Below are 18,734 nucleotides of genomic sequence, written 5' to 3'. Positions count from 1 at the left end.
CGAGTCGCGGGGAACGGAAACACGAGCCCCATGGGGCCGCGAACCTACCGCGCCGAAAGCGCGGAAAGTCCTACGCAGCGTGGCGCTGGACCAGATCGCCCACGCGGGGAAGGGCCTCGATCACGTTCTTCTTGGCCGAGGAACGCAGCGACGAGTACACCTTCTGGACGGCCGGGCGCGAAGACGCCTCGGCGCGCGCGTCGGTCACCTTCAGCAGGGCCTCGGCGACCTCGTCACCCTTGGCGACCAGAACGTCGGCGAAGGTGCCCGAACCGGCGGCCTGGTATTCCTGCCAGTAGGGCTCCAGCTGCTCCAGCAGCTTGGGCGCCAGCGAGGCCAGGGCGTCGGGGATGATGGACGGGCTGATCTTCTTGACGGCCGCGTACCCACCCTTCACGGCCAGGCCGGACGCACCGCCTTTATCGGAGACCTCGGCGTCCAGCACCTGGACGGCGTCGGCGAGGAAGGCCGGGCGCTTGGCCTCGTCGAGCAGGGATTCGGACAGTGCAGCAACCAATTTCAGGATCCTCCGGATCTGTTCTCGATAGATGGGCACCGCAACTATACGCAGCGCGTCGCCCATGATCGGTTATGGCTGCCGGGGGAGCAACTTCACCGCGGATTACGGCTGCCAGGGGAGCAATTCCACCATCAGGGCTTCGCAATCGGCCAGCACCGTGCCCTCCGTGTCGGTGAGCTCGGCGCTGGTGAAGGTTTTCCGTCCTTCGACCCGTTCGACCCGCCCCCGGACCGACAGTTGGGTCTCCAGTGGGGTGACCTTGCGGTAGTTCACGTGCAGGAACGCGGTACGACTGATGGGACGGCCGGCGAAGTGGACGATCAGGCCCATCAGATCGTCGAACAGCAGTGGAATCACCCCGCCGTGTACGGCGGCGTTGCCGCCCAGATGGTAGCGGCGGAACGTGCCGGTCATCGCGATCCCGTCGGGACCGGCCTCGACCACGGTCCAGGGCAGCATCAGCAGACTGCCGCGGCCGGGCAGGTCCATGACACGCCCGGCCGGACCCTGGGCTTCCGGTGCACGGTAGGGCTCGAGCAGCTCGACGAGTTGGCGGGCCCGGTCGAGTGCGGTGGCGTAGACCTCGTCGGGTGCGTCGATGGAGACGGCGAGATCTTGCAGAGTGCGCATGGTCTCGACGAACTCACCGAACTCCGGACCGACCTGGGCCGGGGTGACCTTGGGGAAGCCACCGTGGCGTTCGTACCGATCCGAATCAACCGCGCTCTCGTCGATGGTCGGTTTCAGCCGCTCGCTCATAAATGCACCGTAACCCGTTCTTATACACCGTCAAGTCGCCGCGCGTAAATGTGGTGAATCAGACTTCACCGCCCGATGTCCACCAGGTGTGGGCGAGGTCTCGATCGGGCCGCTCGGTTCCGGGGGCGGGTAATCCCCGACCCTCCGGAGGCAGATAATCGAGGACGTGACCTTCAATCCGAAGCTGTGGCGGCCCGTACCGGGATTCGAGAATCTGACCGACATCACCTACCACCGGCATGTTGAGCAGGGAACCGTCCGGATCGCCTTCGACCGCCCGGAGGTGCGTAACGCCTTTCGTCCACATACGGTCGACGAACTCTACTCGGCACTCGATCATGCCCGGATGACCCCCGATGTCGGTGCGGTATTGCTCACCGGCAACGGCCCCAGCCCCAAGGACGGTGGTTGGGCCTTCTGTTCCGGTGGTGACCAGCGTATCCGTGGGCGCACCGGTTATCAGTACGCCGGTGGCGAGACCGCCGACACCGTCGACGCGGCGCGCGCCGGCCGGTTGCACATCCTGGAGGTACAGCGACTCATCCGGTTCATGCCGAAGGTGGTCATCGCTCTGGTCAACGGGTGGGCCGCGGGCGGTGGGCACAGCCTGCACGTGGTCTGCGACCTCACGCTGGCCAGTCGCGAACACGCCCGGTTCAAACAGACCGACGCCGATGTCGGCAGTTTCGACGGTGGTTACGGCAGCGCCTATCTCGCCAAGATGGTGGGGCAGAAATTCGCCCGCGAAATCTTCTTCCTCGGGCGGGCCTACACCGCCGAGGAGATGCATCGAATGGGTGCGGTGAACGCGGTGGTGGACCACGCGGAACTCGAGGATGTCGCCTTGGAATGGTCGGCGGCGATCAACGGCAAATCGCCGCAGGCCCAGCGCATGCTCAAATACGCTTTCAACCTGACCGACGACGGACTGGTCGGGCAGCAGTTGTTCGCGGGCGAAGCCACCCGAATGGCATACATGACCGATGAGGCCATCGAGGGCCGCGACGCCTTCCTGGAGAAACGCGCACCCGACTGGACCCCCTACCCCTGGTACTTCTGAGCGGAGGGCCGATGGACATCCTCAGCAGCAGGATCATCCTGCGTCCCCGGGACTACGAGACCACTCTGGCGTTCTATCGGGACTCGCTGGGGCTGGCCATCGCCCGGGAGTATCCGGGCGGGACGGTGTTCTTCGCCGGTCAGTCGCTGATCGAAGTGGCCGGGCACGGCGATTCCGGATCGAGCGGATCCGATTTCGCGGGGGCCATCTGGCTTCAGGTGCGGGATGTGTCCGCCGCGGCCACCGAATTGGCGCTCGCCGGTGTCGAGATCGAACGGGCACCGGTGCGGGAGCGGTGGGGGTTGGTCGAGATGTGGTTGCGCGATCCGGACGGGGTGCCGATCGTGCTGGTCGAGGTGCCATCGGATCATCCGTTGCGTCGGGACACCCGGGATCTCGGGTGACGGCCTCGGACACGCTCGCCCCACCGGAGCCGTGCTTCCCGCAGAGCGGACATATCGGTCCGGTCGAGTTGCCAACCGTGCACATGGCGGGCCACGATAGCGAGCGGGGGGTGGCCGCCCGATCGCCGATGCCCGGTGCGACCGTTTTCGTACCGTCCGACGAGTGGATCGCAGTCCCATGCCTGGCTCAGTTCATCCTGGTTTCTCCGCACCGGCCCATTGCGCCGGACGGCCGACCCGTTCCGCGCACGGCGGCGCGGACATGACACGATCGCTGCCGTGAGCAGGACCCTGCGTACTCTTCCGATGCCGACCGGCACCGGAATCAGTGATGTGCTGCCGCATCTGCGTCAGGTGCTGGAAGGTAGTGGATCGGCGGCCTGGCTGCCCATCCCGACCGGTGATCGGCGTGAGGCCCGACGGCTCGGGAGCGCGCTCGCCCCCGGAGAACCCATCGACGACGATGTGGCCCTGGTGGTGACCACCTCCGGTACCACCGGTGTGCCCAAGGGGGCCATGCTCACCGCCGAGGCCTTGCGGGCCAGCGGCACCGCCACCCATGAACGATTGGGCGGGCCGGGTAGTTGGCTGCTCGCCCTGCCCACACATCACATCGCGGGCATTCAGGTGCTGTTGCGATCCATCCTGGCCGATACCGAACCCGTCGTCCTGGACGTTTCGGGCGGTTTTCTGCCGGAGGCGCTGGCCGACGCGGTGGCGAGTATGCGCGGTTCGCGTCGATACACCTCGCTGGTGCCCACCCAGCTGATCAAGGCGCTGGAGGCCCCGTCGGCCACGGCCGCCCTGGCCGATCTGGACGCCGTCCTCGTCGGTGGCGCCGCGACACCGCTGTCGGTCTACGACCGTGCCCGGGCCGCGGGGATCAATGTGGTCCGCACCTACGGGATGAGCGAGACCTGCGGGGGCTGCGTGTACGACGGTATCCCGCTGACCGGGGTGAAGGTGCGGATCGAGGACGGTCGCATCTTGCTCGGCGGCGCCGTACTGGCCTCCGGCTATCGGAATCTGCCCGACCATCCGGCGTTCGCGGAGCCGGGCTGGTTCCGCACCGACGACGCGGGCACCTTCGACAACGGGGTGCTGCGGGTGATCGGCCGACTGGACGAGGCGATCACCACCGGCGGTCTGTTGGTGATGCCGCAGGTGGTGGAGGCGGTACTGGCCACCCATCCGGCGGTGGGCGAGGCGGTGGTGCTGGGGCTTCCGGACGAGCGATTGGGACAGCGGGTCGTGGTCGTCGTGGTCCCCGCCCAGGGCGCCGCCCCAACCCTGGAGGAGCTGCGCGCCCACGTCATCGCCGAACTCGATACCACCGCGGCTCCGCGCGAACTCGCGCTGGTCGAGGATCTGCCGCTGCTCGGACCGGGGAAACCCGACCGGGCCGAACTGCGCAAACGGCTGCTGTCCGACTCCGCGTCCTGATACCGGAACCCGGTCGTGGCCGACGGTCATCCCGCCGGTCACGCGAGACGATTCCGTGGGCCGACCGCGCCGCGGATCTCCTCCCTTCTCGAATATCCCGTGGGTATGTTGGAGGTGGTTCCCGCGGTATGAGGAGACGTGCCATGGCCGGCGACACCGCTGTTACCGAGGTGCTCGGCAAACCGCGCCATGCGTTCTACCGCTCCGGATCAAAGATGGTCGCCGCCGGATCACCCCGCCTTCGCACCGGTGGCATTGCCGTGGAGACCGGCTCGATGTCCGGGAACGAACCGGAAAAGCCGTTGTCCGGACCCGGCCTGCACTGTCGGCGCCCGCTTCCGCTCGCGCCCCGACCGACGATCCCGCAGTTCACAGAAAGGCAAGGCCGCACCATGGATCTGGGCTTGTCCACCACACTGCGCACCGACTTCGACGAAGCCGTAGCCCGCACCCGCGCTGCGCTCTCCGAGCAAGGTTTCGGGATTCTCACCGAAATCGATATGCGCGCCACATTGAAGGCCAAACTCGGCGAGGACATGGAGGACTACCTCATTCTCGGCGCCTGCAATCCCCCCTTGGCCCACCGGGCGGTCGGTGTCGACCGTCAGATCGGCTTGCTTCTGCCCTGCAATGTGGTCGTGCGCCGCGACACCACCTCCGGCGCCGACATCATTGTCGAGGCGATGAATCCCCAACTGATGGTCCAGGTCACCGACAACCCGGCACTACAACCCATCGCAGAGGAGGCCGGCGCCAGACTTCAGGCCGCCATCGATGCTCTCGCCGTCGGCGCTGTGGCGTCCTGATCGGAGGGCGTCCCCGACCGAGGGTTTTCGGGTCGGGGGACGGGTGCCGGATTCGATCGGCGCGGTCGCTCACCGTCGAATTCTGCCGAGGGGCTCTTCGTCCCGGTGGTATCCGTGGTCCTGCCGCATTGCCTACCGGGTTTCACCGGTCGGGGTGGGCTCCGGGTCGGTCCGGGTGACGAATACCCCGGCGGCCGCGGCGTGGGCGGCCGCTCGGGCCGCGGTGTGGATGGCCGTGTTGTCGATGGGGTCGCCGCTGGCGAGCGACCGGTAGTAGAGGGGCGCGGAGACCGCGGAGAGCACCGCTCGGGGATCGGTGCCCGCGGGAACCTCACCCCGGGCAATGGCGGCCTCGACACAGGGGGTCCATTCGTTCAGTCGGGTGTCGTAGAAGCGGTGCAGGGCGGCGGCTGCCGAATCGTCCATGGTCGCCGCGGCGACGACGGCGCGGAACAGTCGGCTTTGTCGCGGATCGATGAGGGTTTTGCCGACCAGTTGCGCATTGGCGGTGAGGTCGCCGAGCAGGGAACCGGTATCGGCGCGGGGCAGTGACTGCTCGGCCATATCCACCAGAAGGTCGGCGATCAGACCGGCCGGACCGCGCCAGCGTCGGTAGACGGTGGTTTTGCCGACTTCGGCCCGCGCCGCCACCTCGCTCGGGTCGAGCCGGGCGAAACCGTGCTCGGCGAGTAGGTCTCCGGTGGCCCGCAGGACCGCGGTGCGCACCCGCGCGGTTCGACCGCCGGGACGAATCGAGCCTGGTGGTGATACCGCTTCGGTCATAGACGAGCCTCCATAAATGGTTCTTCTGTTCCATTTGTCGCTTCCGAAGTGTGCACTGCGAAGTGTTAATGGAAATAAATTCCCTTTAAGGAGTTGGAATGGAGTACAGGCGACTCGGGGCCTCCGGCCTACTCGTGCCGGCGCTCAGCTTCGGCGCGGGCACCTTCGGCGGACGAGGCGAGCTTTTCGGCGCCTGGGGCGATACCGACGCCATTCAGGCCCGGCGCATGGTCGATATCGCCCTCGACGCGGGCGTCACCATGTTCGACACGGCCGATGTCTATTCCGACGGAGCCTCCGAAGAGGTACTCGGCGCGGCCATCCGCGGGCGACGCGACCAGGTCCTGCTGTCCACCAAGACCGGGCTGCCCACCGGTCCCGACCCGCGAGACGCGGGCTCGGGTCGGGCTCGGCTGATCACCGCCGTCGAGAACTCGCTGCGGCGTCTGGGCACCGACCACATCGATCTCTTCCAACTGCACGCCTTCGACGCCCATACACCCGTGGAAGAGATGCTCACCGCACTCGATGATCTGGTGCGGGCCGGCAAGATCCGCTATCTGGGCGCCTCGAACTTCGCGGGCCGGCAGTTGATGAAATCACTGGCCGCCGCCGACCGCCACGGACTGACCCGGTATGTGGCCCACCAGGTCTACTACTCGTTGGTCGGCCGGGACTACGAATGGGAGCTGATGCCGCTGGGTCGTGACCAGGGTGTCGGTGCGGTCGTGTGGAGCCCCCTCGGCTGGGGACGGCCGACCGGCAAGATCCGCCGTGGGCAACCGCTGCCGGCAGGTAGCAGGTTGCATCGAACCGCCGAGGCCGGCCCGCCCGTCCCCGACGAGCACCTGTACCGCGTGGTCGACGTACTCGACGAAATCGCCGCCGAAACCGGCCGCAGTGTGCCCCAGTTGGCACTCAACTGGCTGCTGACCCGCCCCACCGTGTCCACCGTCATCATCGGCGCCCGCAACGAGGCACAACTGCGGCAAAACCTCGGTGCCATCGGTTGGCGACTCGACGCCGACCAGCTCGCCCGACTCGACGCGGCGAGTGCGGTGACTCCGCCCTACCCCTACTATCCGTACTATCGGCTGCCCGACTTCGCTCGGGTGAACCCGCCCGTCGCCGTATGACGACCGCCCGGGAACAGCGGGGGTGCCGTGGTGGCCGAGTCGATCAGGACTCGAGCACGTAGCGCCCGCGGCCATCCATGGCCGATGGGCGCCGGCTGCCTGGATCCCGGAAGACACTCGAGGCCGACCCGGAACACCGGAAGCGCCCCGGCACCGATCGTGCTTTCAGCGTTGCTGCGAGGACGAAACCTGACCGCCCAGAACACGATCGGCGCGTGTTCTGGCGTCCTCGGACCAGGTGGGGGCGTTCCACCGATCGGCGATGACGGCGGCCTGGGCGAAGTGGGCAGCGGCCTCGCCGTCGCGACCGAGGAGGTGCGCGAGTTCGCCGAGTGTGTGGGCGACCGGACGCACGGCCAGCGACACACTCTCCGCGCCGGCCGGGGGACCGTCACGGTGTGGAAGCAGGTCCGCGTAGATCTGCTCGGCAGCGTCGCGGTCGTTCGATGCGACGGCCGCCATCGCGCGTAGGCTGGTCAGGAAGGTGAAGAAGAAGTCGGGCCGGATCGAGCTCGGTGGTGTACGGGCCCGATACGCCTCATCGCCGCGGCCCGCGGCGTGGAGAGCGAGTGCGAGCAGGTCGGCGACCATCGGGCCGAGTGCCGCGTGCATATCGCGCACCTCATCCAAGTGGTCGCCGAGCGTGCCGTCGTTGATCCAGATCGCCGCCAGAGCGAGGCGGAGGAAGCCGGCCGCGTGCACCGATCCGGCGCGTTCCATGCGTTCGGTGGCCTCGACGTAGAGGCGCTCGGCGTCGGCGAATCGGCCTTCGATGAGCACCAGTGTCGCCAGCGCGATCTCGGCGGCGCCGGTCGCTTCCGGCATCCGGTAGGTATGGGCGAGTGCGAGCGCCTCTTCGGTCACGCGGCGCATGGTCGCCGGGTCGTTGGCCGCGGCGGCGTTCGAGGCCTGGTTGAGCAGGCCTGTCACACGATATACGGGCAGGTCGTGTTCGACGCCGATCTCCACCAGCTCGCGGGAGTGATCCTCCCGCCCGGACTCACGCGCGAGGACCAGCAGCGCCGCGGCCCGGAGCTGGGGTGAGGTGGTGAGGTCGATCGCTTCCCGCGCGGCCGCCATAACCGTCGGATCGTCCTCGCCCACCAGCTCGTGGGCGTACGCGATGAGGAGGTGGGACCGCACATCGGGAGCCAGGTCGGTCCGCTCGAGCAGACGGTTGAGACGGTCGACGATGGGGCGGTCGACCGTGCCGTAGGGGCGGGCCTGCCAGGGGGTGGGTTCGGTCCAGGCGGTGAACGCGGCGATCATCAGGTCCTCGCGCCCGATCGACTCGGCGTGCTCTACGGCCTGCTCGCGCGTGTTCCTGGCCGCGGCGAAGGCCCCGGCTCTGACCTGCGCGCGCAGCAGCCTGCCGAGCAGGTCGATGCGCTCGTCCGGGCCACCGGCGTTGGTGACGGCGTCGGTGAGGAGCGCGGCCGCCACATCATGGGCGTAGCGCGCCTCGGCCAATTCGGCGGCCTGCACGCAGTAGCCGACGGCTTTCGGTGATCCTGCTCGCGCATAGTGATGGGCGAGCGCCGCGATATCGCTGGAGCCCTCCAGGGCCGCGGCGATCCGCGCGTGCATCCTGGTGATTCGCACTCGGCTGACATCGGTGAGCAGCGTGTCCCTGACCAGCGTGTGAACGAACCGGACACGCCCGGGATCGGGCTCGTCGAGCAATCCGGCGATGACGCCCGCGTCCAGCGCGTCCAGCACGCTGTCCTCGTCGGTGTCGGCGGCCCGCACGAGCACGTCCACCGAGCTTTCCCTGCCCGCCACCGCCGCCAGCCGCAGGACGGACACGCCGCTCTCGGGCAGCCTTGCGAACCGGCGTCGCAGCACGTCCCGTACGCCCTCGGGGACTTCGGAGAGCGCGATCAACGCGCCCTCACCGTTGAGCAGCCGCGCGGTCTCCCGCACATAGAACGGGTTGCCGCCGGTCCGCTCGGCAATCCGGGTCACGGTCGCGTCGTCGACCTCGCACTCGGCGCGTACGAGCTCCGCGACGGCATCACGATCGAGTCCGGGCAGGTCCAGCCGGAGGGGCGCGGCGCGGGCGAGGGATGCGAGCGTCGCGGTGAGGCGCTCGCTCTCGTCCGCGCGGTACGCCGCGACGATCAGGATCGGGGCCCGCGTGCCGACGCCACCGCCGAGCAGTTCCAGCGTGGCGGCGTCCGCCCAGTGCAGGTCGTCCAGAACAACGGCGACCGGTCGGTCGGCGGCGGTCGCCGCGAGCCAGCTCCACACGGCTTGCCGCAGCCGGAAACGTCCGGCCGCCGCGTCACCGTTCGCCGTCACGGAGTCCGCGAGCAACGGTGCCAGGTCGTCGGCGAACTCCCTCGGTGGAACGCTTGCGGCGATCGTCCGCAGGACCTCGACCCAAGCCCATGCGGGCGGCGCGCTGTCCACGTCGGGACAGCGCCCGGCGGCCACGAGCCACCCCTGCTGCCCGAGCCGCGCACCGAGCTGCTCGAGCAACATCGATTTGCCGAGCCCCGCCTCCCCGGCGACGAGCGCGACGCGCACCCCGTCACGGACGGCCTCCCCGGCGGTCGCCACCACCGCCTGGAGCTCATTTTCCCTGCCCACGAACGTTGTCGTGCCGGACTTTTCGGCCGGAGGTGGCAGTGCGGCCTCGGATCGGGGTGCATCCGCCGGGGGAGGGGAGACGGCTACAGGGAGGAGATCCGTGCGTTGGGTGAGGATCGCCTCCTCCAAAGTCACCAGGTCCGGTCCGGGGTCCAGGCCCAGTTCGTCGGTGAAGGTGGCGCGGGCGCGGCGGAGCGCGGCCAGGGCGTCGGCCTGGCGGCCGCTGCTCCACAGCGCGAGCGCGTGCAAGCGCCAGCCTTCCTCGTGTAGGGGGTGGTCGCGGGTGAGGCTCTCCGTATCGGGCACCACCATCGCGGGGTGGCCGAGCCGCAGTCCCGCTGCGATGTGCAGTTCGCGGGCGACCAGACGCAGCTCGTCGAGCCGGGCGGTCTCGGCGCCGGCCCACGGCTCGTCGGCGAACTCGGCGAACGCGGGCCCCTGCCACAGCGCCAGCGCCTCGGCCAGCCGGACGCGAGCATCACGCGGATCGGCGAACGTGCGGGCCTCGTCGAGCAGCTCCTCGAAACGCCATGCGTCCACCGCTGCCCGCGGCAGCCGCAATGCATAGCCGGGCGATGCGCTCACCAGCAAGCGAGCCGGTGCCCGTGGTGGGCGGCCGGGCTCCAGCAGACGGCGCAGGTTGGACACGTACGCCTGCAACGACGCCAGGGCACGCGACGGAGGTTCGCCGCGCCACAGGTCCTCGACCATCCGGTCGACCGGAACGACCTGCCCGCGTGCGGCCACCAGCAGAGCCAGCACGCCGCGCTGCCGAGGTCCACCGAGAGGAAGGGATTCGCCGCCGGCCTCGGCCGCGAACGAGCCCAGTACCCGGATGAAGACCATAACGGGGCACATCCTACGTGCGTGGCCGCGTTCGAGCGTTCCAAGTCGGTTCCCAGTCCCTTCCAAGCACTCGGGGGCAGTCTCGAGTCGATCGAAAATCTTTGAAAGGCAGGAACCATGAGTGTCGATACCCAGGATGGAAAAATCGTCCACCGCGCTTTCCGTCGCGAGTCCCGGCTGCTGATCGAGCTCGTCGCAGCGGTCGTCCCGGGCGACACGGTGCCGTGTCATCCGGCATGTCATCCGCCGCCTCCGCGCGGCCCGACCCTGCCCACTCACATGAGGCCGACGACGGCCTGGCCTGGTGGACACCGAATACGCGCAGTATCCGAACTCGGCCACCGATGCCGTTATCGCCTGGACCGCAACGCAGCAAGTCCTCGCAGTCGAGCGGATGCGCCGGTCGGCCGGCGCGTAGACGACGAGATCGTCACGCCCATCGGCGCGGGCGCGGTCTCCACTGAGAATATCCCCCGGAAAAGGAATCCATTATGCAGTCGATCATCGGCAGCTCCCTTGCCACTGTCATCGCCATCGCAATCGTTTTCATGGGCGCGAGTTCCTTCCGGGCGCCGCAGGGTGCGGCCGGTTTCGGTATTCCGAACTCCCCCATCCAGGACCCCGCTTTCCGTGCCTGGCTGCGCGTCAAGGGTGTTCGTGACATGGCCTCCGGGGTGTGCATTTTCGTTCTGCTCGCCGCCGGCACACCCGCGCTGCTCGGCGGACTCATGCTCGGCCTCGCTCTCATCCCGATCGGCGACGCGGCGATCGTGCTCCGCAGCCGGGGCCCCAGGTCGGCTGCCTACGGCATACACGCCGCTGCCGCAGCCGTGGTCCTGGTGGCCGCAACGCTACTGCTGACCGCCTGAGCCCTGGCCACACCATCATTTGCGAATAGGAACAGGAATCAGCTCATGAGGATCTATCAACTCCGGATATACACACTGTCGACGGCGGATGCGCTGGAGCGCTATCGGACCATCCACTATCCCCGGCATCTGGTGAGCTTCCCGGAATACGGCATCGGCCTACACGGTCTGTGGACCGATGGTTCCGAGGTGCCGAGACTGTATGCATTGCTGTCGTTCCCTGCGGACACCGATCCGGCCGATATCACCGAGCGGTATCTGGCCGGCCCGGAACTGCGCTCCGATATGGAGGGTTTCGACACAACCACCATCATCGAGGTGACCACCACCCAACTCACCCCGGCTCCTGGATCACCACTGCTGTAGGCGCGCCGAGCCCAAACTTCTCCGGAAGCGGATCCCGCGAGGCTCGGGTTGCCCGAAGCGGAGGAGCCGGAGAACGTCGCCCGCGCATTTCGCGACCTGGACGGCCGGTTCGGGGTGTGCTCGGACCGTGTTCTCCCAGGGTATCTGTTTCTCCACCTACATCAGTAGACGTCGCGGACGTAACGCTTTTCGGCGATGAGCTGCTTGCGGAAGGCCCGCGCGGCATCGTCATCCATATTGCCGTGGACTCGGGCGATCTCGAGGAGGGTGTCGTCCACGTCGCGGGCCATGCGGGCGGCGTCGCCGCAAACGTAGAAGTGGGCGCCGTCGCGCAGCCACGACCACAGCTCGGCACCGTGTTCGATCATCCGGTGCTGGACATAGATTCGTTCCCGCTGGTCACGGGAGAAGGCCAGGTCCAGGCGGGTGAGGAAGCCGGTGCGGAACATATCCTCGAGTTCGGCGCGGTAGTAGAAGTTGTGCGCGGCGTGCTGGTCGCCGAAGAACAGCCAGTTGCGTCCGGTGGCGCCGAGTGCTCGGCGTTCCTGCAGGAAACCACGGAACGGGGCGATACCGGTGCCGGGGCCGACCATGATCATCGGCGCGGTCGGGTCGGCGGGCGGTTTGAAATGCGGGGCACGCTGCAGGAATATCGGCGCACCGGTTTTCTGCGCCCGATCGGCGAGGAAGGTCGAGCACACCCCGCCGCGGCCGGTGGGATCCGGCTCGCCGTAGCGCACCACACCGACGGTCAACTCCACCTCGTCCGGGCTGACCAGCGGGCTGGAGGAGATCGAATACTGGCGCGGCTGGAGCCGCTTCAACACGGCGAGCCATTCGACCAGATCGGCCCGGACCGGGAAATCGCGTAGCACGTCCACCGCCTGTCGCCCCCACAGATAAGCGTCCAGCTCGGTGCGGTTGTCGCGGCGCAGCAGTTTCGCGAGGCGGTTGTTCGGGTTTCGCTCGGCGATGAAATCCAGCAGCTCGTGGCTCACCTTGGTGATGTCGTAGTGGGTGCGCAGGGCCTCGGCCAATGGGACCTCCCGGCCATCGATCTCCACGCCGCGGTTGCCCTTCAGCCCGGTGGCGGCGAGCCAGGAGGTAATGACATGCGGTGCGTTGGCGGGCCGGATACCGAGCGCGTCGCCAACCTCGTACCGTGCGTCGAGGCCACGCAGATCGAAGCCCAATCGGCGGACTTCCTTCGCCGAGCCGGGAGCCGAGAGCAGCTCGTTGCGGCACAAGGGAGCGGTCAGCGGGGACTTCCGGGTGAACGGCGCCGTGTCGACAGGGCGCGTCGCCCGGGTGAGCAGAGCCGTACCCGCGCCGGCGGTGTACCGGTCGGCAGCGCCGGGTGTGTCGGTGTGGTCGGTGTCCCGCCCCGGCGCATCGGTCGCGGTGCGGTCGATACGGGGCACGGTGCCGGAGGACGGCGAGGTACCGGTGAGTGCGTCGAGGACATCGTCGAGCCAACGTTTGCCCGGCTCATCACTGTCGGCTTCGCTGTCGACCCGGGCGAGTAGGCGGGTGGCGCCGTGAGCGGCGAAGGTTTCGTCGAGTTTGCGGCCGTGCCCGCAGAAGTCGTCGTAGGAGGAATCGCCGAGCGCGAAGACCGCGTACCGGACTCCCGTCAGCCGAGTATCGCCACCGGACAGGCGTTCCCAGAAATCGGCGCCGTTGTCGGGGGGACCGCCGTCACCGAAAGTACTGCTGATGACCAGCACATCACCGCTGAGCGACGCCGGCTCGGCGGAATCCATCTCGACGAGTCGGGGCCGGAAACCGGCCTCGGCGAGCCTGGCAGCCGTGATCGCCGCGAACTCTTCCGCCGCTCCGGTCTGGGATGCCCAGAGCACGGTCACCCCCCGACGGTCGTGGTCGGCGACCTCGCCGGGTTCGTCTCCGGTGAATGCCTCCGCCGCTCCGGCGGCCGGCCGACCCTCACGCGAGTACAGACCGGCCAACAGTCCGTCCACCCACAGGCGGCTCGTCGGTGCCAGCGGCGCGCCGTCCGGCAATACCGGAACGCCGGTTACCGGCCCCGATTGTAGGGCGGCGAGATATCCGGACAGGTAGACCCGTTCGGGTTCGGAGAGGGTAGGGGTGGTGGTATCCAGGCCGAGCAACGTGGCCAACGGATGCGCGGGTTCACAAGTTCCGCCCCGGCCGGCCGCCGGCCGCCCCGGTCGAGCCTCCGGTCGTGAGGGTGGTGATTCCGGTGCCGCACTGCCCTCCGGCCGGGCCATGGTGGCGACCCGGCGCAGTGCCACCGCGCAGGCCTTGAACTCCGGTTGTCGGGACTCCGGATCCACCGCGTCATTGGTGACGGCATTGATCGTCAGATACTCGCCCTGCTCGTCGTTCCAGTGAAACGGTGCGAAACAGTCACCGGGACGCACCCGATCGCTGATGCGCACCGGGAGAACGGCCCGTCCCCGACGCGAGGCGATCTCCAGCTGATCGTCCGGTGCCACACCCAACCTCCGGGCATCGTCGGGATGCACCTCGACGAAGGGTCGCCCGTTCAATTTCTCCAGCTTGGCGATACGACCGGTCTTGGTCATGGAATGCCACTGATGCGGCAGCCGACCGGTATTGAGCAGGAACGGGAAATCGTCGTCCGGTAGTTCGTCGGGCGCCATATGCGGTCGCGGCCAGAACACCGCACGTCCGCTCGGTGTCGGGAAAACCAACCGGGGACGACGTCCGGACTCGTCCACGAACAGCGGCCGGTCGATGCCGTCATTGCGGTAACGGATCGGATTGCGGCGCCGGGACGGGTCGGCGCACGGCCACTGCATCGGCCCCGCACGCAGCAGTTCGTAACTCATCCCCCGCAGGCCGTAACCGGTCGCCGGATTCGCGAAACGGGTGATCTCGGCGAATACCTCGGCGCTCGAGGAATGGGCGAACCCGTCGAAACCCAGCGCAATCGCCATCCGGGCGATGAGCTGCCAATCCGGGCGGGCCTCGCCGGGGGGATCGGTGACGCGCTGCTGCAGGGTGACGGTGCGTTCGGAGTTGACCATCACCGCGTCCATCTCCGACCAGGCCGCCGCGGGCAACAGGATATCGGCGTAGGCGTTGGTCGCGGTATCGGTGTAGATGTCCTGGGCGATCACCAGCTCGGCCTTTTCCAACCCGGCGATCACCGTTTTGCGGTTGGCCACCGTGGCCACCGGATTGGTGCAGATGATCCAGACGGCCTTGATGGTGCCCTCGGACATGGCTCGGAACATATCGATGGCGCCTCCCGTGCCCTGTTCGCGCAGGGTGCCCGGCGCCAGCCCCCACTCGGTTTCCACGAACCGGCGGTCCTCGGCCGACAGCAGGCTGCGCTGGCCGGGCAGGCCCGGACCCATATAGCCCATTTCCCGTCCGCCCATGGCGTTCGGCTGCCCGGTCAGGGAGAAGGGACCGCTACCCGGGCGGCAGATGGCGCCGGTGGCCAAATGCAGATTGCAGAGGGCATTGGTGTTCCAGGTGCCGTGCGTGGACTGGTTGAGCCCCATCGTCCACAGCGACATCCATTCCCCCGACTCGCCGATCCACCGCGCCGCGGTGCGGATATCGTCGACGGCCAACCCGGTGATCTCGGCCACCCGCCCCGGGGTGTAGTCGGCGAGGAATCCGGGCATCCGCTCCCAGCCCTCGGTGTGTTCGGCGATGAACTCCTCATCGATGTCACCGGCCGTTACCAGCAGATGCAGCAGGCCGTTGAGCAGCGCGAGATCGGTACCCGGGGTGATCTGCAGGAAGAGATCGGCCCGCGCGGCGGTCTCGGTGCGGCGCGGATCCACCACGATCAGCCTGGCCCCGGTCTTGAGCCGGTCGACCATCCGCAGATACAGGATGGGGTGGCAGTCGGACAGGTTGGCGCCGATCACGAAGAACAGATCGGCGTGGTCGATATCGTCGTAGGAACCGGGGGGTCCGTCCGCACCCAGCGATTGTTTGTAGCCGGTGCTCGCGCTCGCCATGCACAGCCGGGAATTGGCCTCCATATGCGTGGTCCGCAGATAGCCCTTGGCCAGCTTCGTCGCCAGATATTGGGCTTCCAGGGACATCTGACCCGAGACGTACACGGCGATGGCGTCCGGTCCGTGCTCATCGGCAATGGCCCGCAGGCGCGCGGCGGCCTCCCGCACCGCATCGTCCACCGCCACCGGTTGCGGCTGCGCGCCGCGTTCGGGTCGCCGATAGGCCGTGGTCATCCGGCCGGAGGTGCGGGTGAGCTCCAGGTGGGTCGCTCCCTTGGTGCACAACCTGCCCGCATTCGACGGATGAAGTTTATCGCCCGCCACCTTGGCGATCACCGGATTCCCGGAGTCGTCGAGGTGGGTGGTGGCAACGATCCCGCAGCCGACACCACAATATGAGCACGCCGTCCGGGTCGTGCCCGGTTGTCGGTCGGTTACCGCGTCGGACATGCACCCGATGATCCGCACCCGCGATTTCGGCGCGTTTTCCCAACGTTAGGGAAAGGTGAAGTTCATCCTCACCGACGAACATCACAGCTGTGAGGAAAATGAACTCGCTGCGCTCGGCCGCTGTGTTCGACGGGCGGCTTCGTTGTCCCCTGCGTGGTTACGCTGTGCTGCCGCCTTCGGGGCCGACGCTCGGCCGCTGTGTTCGATGGGCGGCTTCGTTGTCCCCTGCGTGGTTACGCTGTGCTGCCGCCTTCGGGGCCGACGCTCGGCCGCTGTGTTCGATGGGCGGCTTCGTTGTCCCCTGCGTGGTTACGCTGTGCTGCCGCCTCCGGGACCGACGCTCGGCCGCCGAGCTTGTACCCGCGGTGGAGGGCCACGATACCGCCGGTGAGGTTGCGCCATTGCACGCCCGACCAGCCCGCTTCCGTCACCCGGCGGGCCAGTCGACGCTGATTCGGCCAGGCCCGAATGGACTCGGCCAGGTAGACGTAGGCGTCCGGGTTGCTGCTGACCGTCCGCGCCACCGCCGGCAGGGCCTTCAGCACGAACTCCATGTACACGGTTTTGAACACTGGGACGACGGGGGTCGAGAACTCGCACACCACCAGTTGACCGCCGGGTTTGGTGACGCGCAGCATCTCGCGCAGCGCCGCATCGGTATCGGCCACATTGCGCAGGCCGAACGAGATGGTCACCGCGTCGAAGGAATTGTCGGCGAACGGCAGCGCCGTGGCGTCCCCGGCGACCATCGGCACCTTGCGGAACCGACCCGCCTGCAACATGCCCAGGGAGAAATCGGTTGCCACACACCAGGCACCGGATTTGGCCAATTCCACGGTGGAAACCCCGGTCCCCGCCGCCAGATCCAGTACACGTTCACCCGGACGGGGCGCGATCGCCTTGCGGGTCGCCCACCGCCAATAGCGGTCCAGGCCGGCGGTGAGCACGGTATTCGTCAGGTCGTACCGCCGCGCCACCCCGTCGAACATGGACGCCACCTCGTGTGGTTGCTTGTCCAGCGAGGCCCGGCCCGTATGCGTATTCGCCACGGCACGACCTTAATGGATGTGGTGATATGACGGCCCGCGGATGCTTGTCCGGAGGCGGGCGGCGCACACTCCCGCCGAACCGCTCACTCGCCCCGGGAAGCGCGCCGGGCCATATGGACCAACAACCACAGCAGCGGCAGCGCGATCGCCCAGATGGTCGCCAGCACCGATAGCGCCGGTGGGATGGCCACCCGCACATCACGTCCGGCCACGCGCACCAGATCCGGGTCGGCCCTGCTGTATTCCACGGTGATCCGCTCGCCCGCGGTGAGATTGGTCGGATACAGCACCCCGACCTTGGGGTTGTGTGTCTCGCCGTCCGGGGTGACGTACATGACCGCCGACCGAAGCCGGCCGGCAGAAAGCACCTCGCCGGTGGTCACCCCCATATCCGAACCGATCAGATAGTCGTTGCGCCATGCCGCGAGCACCAGCAGAACCACGAGGGCACTGATCGCGGAGGCGGTGATCACCACGGCGATCCGGGCCCGCCGTAGACGTTCGGACCGCTGGTCCGTCTTACTGGTTTCCGGCACTGCCACAGGTTAGCGGGCACCCATATCGGATACCGTGAGCTATGGCCCGAAAATTCAGCTTCACGCTGTCGTATCCGGTCCCACCATCCCGGCTGCACGCCGCTCTCACCAGCGACGAACTATGGCAGGCCCGGTTCGTCGACGCCACCGAAACCGCAACCCTCGAACTGTCCCATCCGGACGGGCCGGGCACCATTCGACTCGGGATGAGCGAAGTGGCCCGCGCCGACCGGATTCCCGCCGTGGTGCGCAAGGTCCTCAAAAGTGAGCTGCGGATCATCCGCACCGATACCTGGGGCCCGCTCACCGGCGATACCGCCGAGGGCACCTTCCACGGAACCTCCACCGGAATTTCCTCCGAGATGACGGGCACCTATCGGCTGCGACCCGCCGGTTCGGGTTCCGAAATCGAGACCGTCGGCTCGGTGAAGGTGAAGGTTCCCCTCGTCGGTGGTGCCATCGAACCGCTCGCCGAACAACTGCACCATCGGGTGCTCTCCGGAGAGCGCAAATTCATCGAGGACTGGTTCGCCGCACGACAGGACTGATCGGGAAACCGAGTGATATTCGGCACCGGTGCCGGCGCGGAACCGCCCTGTCTTCGCGCCGGCACTTCCATCTCGACCCCGCGGAGTGAATTTCTTTGGTTCCGCCGGCGCTTTTCCGAATGTTGTCGTATGCGTATCGCTTGATGCCGGCGATGGGGCAGTGGGGCACCGACAGCTGGTCGGTGTCGAGAAGCTGCCCTGAGCAGGTAATATTACCGGATGGGTGAGGTCCGCGGGCGAGCATGACATCGCACGGTAGGGCGTGGTGCCATGACAACTCCCGGGGTTGCGCGTTCGCAATACGGAAGTTGAGCGAGAAGGCGGGCAAGTTTCGTGGAGATCCCGGGGACCGGCGGTCCGGTGGCAAAGGCGCAAGAGGCGGCCATTCGCACGGTCCACGCCTTGACGGCGGGAATTTCGGACGTGGTCGGCAAGAAAGGTGTCCTGGTCGGCGACACGAGGTCGGCTGTCGGTGGATTCGGAGATGGCGACCACAGCGCCGCCCTCGCGGTCACCCGGAGCGATCGGTGTGGTGGAACGCGGCAATCGGACGACATGGCCGGTGGTGATATCCGACTCGGCGA

14 protein-coding genes and 1 pseudogene are annotated in these 18,734 nt (G+C 67.7%); 8 read left to right on the top strand and 7 right to left on the bottom strand.

The genetic code is table 11. The annotated features are described in order from the left end of the window. Window positions 1-70 precede the first annotated feature (70 nt). Together ON32_RS21255 and ON32_RS21250 are read right to left on the bottom strand one after the other, a co-directional pair. Complete coding sequence (locus ON32_RS21255; RefSeq protein WP_040792798.1) at window positions 71-517, bottom strand: DUF6918 family protein; 447 nt, start codon at window positions 515-517, stop codon at window positions 71-73. Window positions 518-622: 105 nt separating this feature from the next. After that, the gene (locus tag ON32_RS21250) at window positions 623-1,279 is read right to left on the bottom strand and encodes a PaaI family thioesterase (RefSeq protein ID WP_040792725.1); all 657 of its coding nucleotides are present in this window, start codon (window positions 1,277-1,279) and stop codon (window positions 623-625) included. 166 nt (window positions 1,280-1,445) lie between these two features. On the opposite strand from ON32_RS21250, the gene ON32_RS21245 reads away from it, so the two are divergent. From ON32_RS21245 to ON32_RS21225, 4 genes are all read left to right on the top strand, one after another. Further along, a complete protein-coding gene (locus ON32_RS21245; protein WP_040792724.1) occupies window positions 1,446-2,339 on the top strand; it encodes a 1,4-dihydroxy-2-naphthoyl-CoA synthase in 894 nt (297 codons plus the stop codon). Between the two features lie 11 nt (window positions 2,340-2,350). Continuing rightward, window positions 2,351-2,743 (top strand): VOC family protein, encoded by a 393-nt coding sequence (locus ON32_RS21240; RefSeq protein ID WP_040792723.1) that lies wholly within the window; start codon window positions 2,351-2,353, stop codon window positions 2,741-2,743. 306 nt (window positions 2,744-3,049) lie between these two features. Beyond that, window positions 3,050-4,186, top strand: a complete 1,137-nt coding sequence (gene menE / locus ON32_RS21230; RefSeq protein WP_040792721.1) for an o-succinylbenzoate--CoA ligase — start codon at window positions 3,050-3,052, stop codon at window positions 4,184-4,186. Window positions 4,187-4,578: 392 nt separating this feature from the next. Then, complete coding sequence (locus ON32_RS21225) at window positions 4,579-4,992, top strand: DUF302 domain-containing protein (RefSeq protein WP_040792797.1); 414 nt, start codon at window positions 4,579-4,581, stop codon at window positions 4,990-4,992. A 132-nt stretch (window positions 4,993-5,124) separates the two neighbouring features. On the opposite strand, the gene ON32_RS21220 is transcribed toward ON32_RS21225, so the two are convergent. Further along, complete coding sequence (locus ON32_RS21220; RefSeq protein WP_040792720.1) at window positions 5,125-5,775, bottom strand: TetR/AcrR family transcriptional regulator; 651 nt, start codon at window positions 5,773-5,775, stop codon at window positions 5,125-5,127. A 98-nt stretch (window positions 5,776-5,873) separates the two neighbouring features. Between ON32_RS21220 and ON32_RS21215 the strand changes: the two genes are divergently transcribed. Next, entirely contained in the window at window positions 5,874-6,911 is a 1,038-nt protein-coding gene (locus ON32_RS21215; protein WP_040792719.1) for an aldo/keto reductase, read from the top strand. Window positions 6,912-7,076: 165 nt separating this feature from the next. Here ON32_RS21215 and ON32_RS21210 read toward each other — a convergent pair whose 3' ends face one another. Beyond that, window positions 7,077-10,349, bottom strand: coding sequence for an ATP-binding protein (locus ON32_RS21210; protein WP_040792718.1), 3,273 nt, complete (start codon window positions 10,347-10,349; stop codon window positions 7,077-7,079). Window positions 10,350-10,840: 491 nt separating this feature from the next. Here ON32_RS21210 and ON32_RS21205 point away from each other — a divergent pair, with 491 nt between their 5' ends. Then, window positions 10,841-11,218: a DUF4267 domain-containing protein gene (locus tag ON32_RS21205; protein WP_040792717.1), complete on the top strand. Its 378-nt coding sequence runs from the start codon at window positions 10,841-10,843 to the stop codon at window positions 11,216-11,218. Between the two features lie 45 nt (window positions 11,219-11,263). After that, the gene (locus ON32_RS21200; RefSeq protein ID WP_051133528.1) at window positions 11,264-11,584 is read left to right on the top strand and encodes an NIPSNAP family protein; all 321 of its coding nucleotides are present in this window, start codon (window positions 11,264-11,266) and stop codon (window positions 11,582-11,584) included. 161 nt (window positions 11,585-11,745) lie between these two features. Here ON32_RS21200 and ON32_RS21195 read toward each other — a convergent pair whose 3' ends face one another. The 3 genes and pseudogenes from ON32_RS21195 to ON32_RS21185 form a co-directional block, all read right to left on the bottom strand. Further along, on the bottom strand, window positions 11,746-16,017 hold the full coding sequence (locus tag ON32_RS21195; protein WP_040792795.1) for a bifunctional nitrate reductase/sulfite reductase flavoprotein subunit alpha: 4,272 nt from the start codon (window positions 16,015-16,017) through the stop codon (window positions 11,746-11,748). A gap of 353 nt (window positions 16,018-16,370) precedes the next feature. Then, window positions 16,371-17,066: pseudogene (locus ON32_RS21190) on the bottom strand (demethylmenaquinone methyltransferase); the annotation flags it as partial. Between the two features lie 83 nt (window positions 17,067-17,149). Continuing rightward, entirely contained in the window at window positions 17,150-17,602 is a 453-nt protein-coding gene (locus ON32_RS21185) for a DUF3592 domain-containing protein (protein WP_040792716.1), read from the bottom strand. Window positions 17,603-17,643: 41 nt separating this feature from the next. Here ON32_RS21185 and ON32_RS21180 point away from each other — a divergent pair, with 41 nt between their 5' ends. Beyond that, entirely contained in the window at window positions 17,644-18,150 is a 507-nt protein-coding gene (locus ON32_RS21180; protein WP_040792715.1) for a DUF2505 domain-containing protein, read from the top strand. Window positions 18,151-18,734 lie beyond the last annotated feature (584 nt).

The organism is Nocardia paucivorans NBRC 100373 (genome assembly GCF_000308675.1).
Taxonomy (GTDB): domain Bacteria; phylum Actinomycetota; class Actinomycetes; order Mycobacteriales; family Mycobacteriaceae; genus Nocardia; species Nocardia paucivorans.
Note: the sequence above shows the minus strand (reverse complement) of the source record. Positions and strands in the feature narration are given on the sequence as shown.